This is a genomic window from uncultured Nevskia sp., assembly GCF_903885465.1.
Taxonomy (GTDB): domain Bacteria; phylum Pseudomonadota; class Gammaproteobacteria; order Nevskiales; family Nevskiaceae; genus Nevskia.
Genome location: NZ_CAISIQ010000163.1, coordinates 1 through 2,510, shown reverse-complemented (window position 1 = coordinate 2,510; position 2,510 = coordinate 1). Strand labels below are relative to the sequence as shown.

Genomic DNA, 2,510 nt, shown 5'->3' with positions numbered 1-2,510 from the left:
CACGCATTACCCGTCACTCGGCGCGGTGATCGCGCTGTTGCTGAGCGTGCCGGGACTGTTCGTGCTGTCGTTCCTGCCTTTGTTGCTGGCCGTCGCCTTGTCGGTGGCCGCGTTCCTCTACGCCGGCCGCATCGCGCTGCGGCTGGCCGAGCGGGCGCCCGGTGCGCCGGAGCCGCCGGCCGATCTGAAGACCTGGGCCAAGGCGGCGCTCGATGAAGCCTTGCTTGGCTACTTCGTGATCTGCGCCAAGATTCCGTCCGGCACCGAAGCCGAGGAACTGGTGCGCGATGCCGCCCTGATGGAAGCGGTGCTGAGCCAGCGCGGCTGGCTCGATCATCCCGAGTATTACCATCAGATTCCAAGTGCGCCGACCGACGTCGAGCTGTCGCCAGCCAGCTTCAAGAGCTTCAGCTACCAGCACCTCAAGTTCAGCAGCGAGTTCCGCCCGCACGCCGAAATTCCCGGCGCCGAGCTGTGGAACAGCTATGTGCCGAACCGGACTTGCCACGCCAGTCTGTTCCGTCAGCCGGAAGCGGGCCGGCCATGGCTGCTGTGCATCCACGGTTACCGGATGGGTACCACGTTCCTCGATCTGCGCCTGTTCGCCCCGCACATCCTGTTTCAACGTCTGAAACTGAACGTGGTCATGCCGACCTTGCCGCTGCATGGCTCGCGGCGCATCGGCCGGCAGAGTGGCGATCACTATCTCGACGGTGATCCGCTCGATCTGCTGTTCGCGCAGACCCAGGCGCTCTGGGACTTGCGCCGAACCATCGCCTGGATTCGTGCGCAGGAGCCGAATGCCCGCATCGGCGTGCTCGGCTACAGCCTCGGCGGTTACAACGCAGCGCTCTTGGCGACTCATGAAGCGGGACTGGATTTCGTCGTCGCCGGCATTCCGGTCGCCGATTTCGCCTCGGTGCTCTGGCAGCACGTGCCTCCGCAGCTGCGGACCTACTTCGAAGCCGAAGGCCTGAGCCGCGAGCGCTATCAGCGCCTGTTGCATCTGGTGTCGCCGCTGACCTTGCCGCCAAAGCTGCCGGCCGAGCGCCTGCATCTGTTTGCCGGCAGCGCCGATCGCATCGTGCCGCCGGGGCAGCCGCTGAAACTGGCGGCGCACTGGCAGCGCGAAGTGCACTGGTATCACGGTGCGCATCTGACCTTCCGCGGTGAGCGCGCTGTGGTTCGCTGCATCGATGACGCGATGACCGGTGCCGGCTGGAAAGGCCCGCGCTAGGGCCTTCAGACCCGAATCGAACAAGCGTTAAACTGACTGTTCCGACGACACCCGAGCAATCCCCTGGAGGGGTAGCGATTCGATGAAGAAAGTCTGCATCAGCGGCAGCGGCCTGTTCACCCCGGCCGAGTCCGTATCGAACGACGAGCTGGTGGTCGCGTTCAATGCCTATGTCGACCGCTACAACGCCGAGCACGCTAATGCGATTGCGGCCGGCACAGTCACCGCGCTGGCACCGTCATCGAGCGAATTCATCTTCAAGGCCTCGGGCATCAAGGCGCGCTATACGGTCGACAAGGCCGGCGTCATCGATCCCGAAATCATGCACCCGCAGATTCGCGTGCGCGGCAACGACGAGCCCTCGCTGATGGTCGAGATGGGCCTGGTCGCGGCGAAGCAGGCGCTGGCCAATGCCGGGCGAACGGCTGCCGATATCGACGCGACGCTGGTGGCCTGCTCGAACATGCAGCGTCCTTATCCGGCGATGGCGGTGGAACTGCAGCACTTCCTCGGCGCCGGCGGATACGGTTACGACATGAATGTCGCCTGCGCCTCGGCAGCGTTCGGCGTGCAGACGGCGGTCGATGCGGTGAGCCGTGGTTCGGCGCGCGCCGCGCTGGTGGTCAGCCCGGAAATCTGCACGGGCCATCTGAACTTCCGCAATCGCGACTGTCATTTCATTTTTGGCGACGCCGCCACCGCGCTGGTCGTCGAGCCGCTGGAAACCGCGACCGGCGAACACCGCTTCGAAGTGCTTGGCACCCGGCTGCAGACCCAGTTCTCGAACAACATCCGCAACAACTTCGGCTTCCTGAACCGTTCCGAGGAACCGTCCCGGCCGTGGAACGATGTGCTGTTCACCCAGGAAGGCCGCAAGGTATTCAAGGAAGTGGTGCCGATGGTCGCCGAGTTGCTGATCTCGCATCTGACCGATCTCGGCATCGAGCCGAATTCGGTGAAGCGCTTCTGGCTGCACCAGGCCAACCTGAGCATGAATCAGCTGATCGCCAAGAAAGTGCTCGGCCGCGAACCGAGCATCGAGGAAGCGCCGATCATTCTCGATGAGTACGCGAATACGTCATCTGCGGGCTCGGTGATCGCCTTCCACAAGTATCACGCGGACTTGAAGCCGGGCGATGTCGGAGTGCTGTGCGCGTTCGGCGCCGGCTATTCAGCCGGCAGTGTCGTCGTTCGCAAGCTGTAAACCCTCGGTCGCGGCGGTAAACCCCGGTTCCTGATGCCTTTTTCTTCGACTGTCAAACGGCTGTCACAT

Annotated in this window: 2 protein-coding genes; both read left to right on the top strand. The window is 63.8% G+C overall.

Annotation, left to right across the window (positions count from 1 at the left end; all coding sequences use genetic code 11):
* Nucleotides 1-1,237 (top strand): prolyl oligopeptidase family serine peptidase (locus QZY06_RS06200; protein WP_295681651.1); only part of this gene is annotated, 1,237 nt, incomplete at its 5' end.
* A gap of 82 nt (nucleotides 1,238-1,319) precedes the next feature.
* Nucleotides 1,320-2,441 carry a beta-ketoacyl-ACP synthase III gene (locus QZY06_RS06195; RefSeq protein ID WP_295681649.1) on the top strand — a complete coding sequence of 374 codons (1,122 nt, stop codon included), beginning with the start codon at nucleotides 1,320-1,322 and terminating at the stop codon, nucleotides 2,439-2,441.
* The last annotated feature ends 69 nt before the right edge of the window (nucleotides 2,442-2,510 follow it).